This is a genomic window from Stenotrophomonas sp. P5_A8, from assembly GCF_056400545.1.
The window spans coordinates 680-1883 of record NZ_JBFULB010000568.1; the positions used below are offsets into that span (position 1 = coordinate 680).

The following is a 1204-nucleotide window of genomic DNA, read 5'->3' on the forward strand; positions in this document are numbered from 1 at the left end:
CCGCCCGGCCGATGTGTCGGCAGGCGGTGCGTCGGTGGGGAGGCAGCCGAGCATGGCTCGGCTCTACCCCATCCCTCGCCGGTTCAGGCATCCACGCGGATCGGGCAGCTGACGCCGGTGCCGCCGATGCCGCAGTAGCCGTTGGGGTTCTTGGCCAGGTACTGCTGGTGGTAATCCTCGGCGTAGTAGTACTCGGGGGCCGGGAAGTCGATGTCGGTCGTGATGGCACCGTGGCCGGCGTCGGTCAGGCGCTGCTGGTAGGCGTCGCGGCTGGCCAGGGCGGCGTCGAACTGGGCCTGGCGGGTGGCGTGGATGGCCGAGCGGTACTGGGTGCCGGTGTCGTTGCCCTGGCGCATGCCCTGGGTGGGGTCGTGGTTTTCCCAGAAGACCTGCAGGAGCTTGTCCAGGGAGATGACCGCCGGGTCGAACACCACCTCGACGATCTCGGTATGCCCGGTCAGACCCGAGCAGACTTCTTCGTAGGTGGGGTTCGGGGTGGCGCCCCCGGCGTAGCCGACGGAGGTGGAATACACGCCCGGCAGGGTCCAGAACGTGCGCTCGGCGCCCCAGAAGCAGCCCATCGCGAAGCGGATGCGCTGCAGGCCGGCGAAACCGTCCTTGAGCGGGTGGCTGTTGACGTAGTGCTGGTTGTGCAGCGGCAGCGGGTGCTCACGGCCCGGCAGGGCCTCGTCTGGACGCGGCAGGCGCTGTTTGAACGCGCCGATTCCCAACAAGCCCTTGGCAATGCCCAACATGGCGTTCTCCTAGGCCGGCAACAGGCCGGCGCTTTCGTCACCATCGAATATGGGGTCGTCCCCGCCGCTGCCCAAGTCGAGCCGGGCCACGATGTCTTCCGCCTCGGGACGGGCCAGGTCCGGCACGCAGACCCGCAGCACCCCGAACAGCGGCAGTTCGCCCATCCCGCCCAGCAGCGACTCGCCGAACACGAACGCCGGGATGCCGGCGTCTTCCAGCGCGTGTTTCACCAGATGGGCATCGAACAGGTTGTCGGCCTGGTAGATCACGTGCATGGGCGGGCTCCGGAAGGCGTCGGCCCAGCATACCCCCGGGGGCTGAAGGCGTGCCGACCGCTGCCCGGCTCCCCATGATCCGCCAGACAACCGGTAATGCCGGCCGCTGGCCGGCTCCCCACGACCCGCCAGACAACCGGTAGTGCCGGCCGCTGGCCGGCTCTGCACATTGC

Annotated in this window: 2 protein-coding genes; both read right to left on the reverse strand. The window is 69.1% G+C overall.

From position 1 onward, the window contains the following. Positions 1-83: 83 nt before the first annotated feature. The gene (gene msrA, locus AC1DQP_RS20715) at positions 84-734 is read right to left on the reverse strand and encodes a peptide-methionine (S)-S-oxide reductase MsrA (RefSeq protein WP_478052459.1); all 651 of its coding nucleotides are present in this window, start codon (positions 732-734) and stop codon (positions 84-86) included. 30 nt (positions 735-764) lie between these two features. Further along, complete coding sequence (locus AC1DQP_RS20720; protein WP_256774968.1) at positions 765-1031, reverse strand: putative signal transducing protein; 267 nt, start codon at positions 1029-1031, stop codon at positions 765-767. Positions 1032-1204: the final 173 nt, after the last annotated feature.

Coding starts and splice junctions, on each gene's coding strand:
- AC1DQP_RS20720 (WP_256774968.1), bottom strand. CDS start 1,031: ATGCACGTGATCTACCAGGCCGACAACCTGTTCGATGCCCATCTGGTG.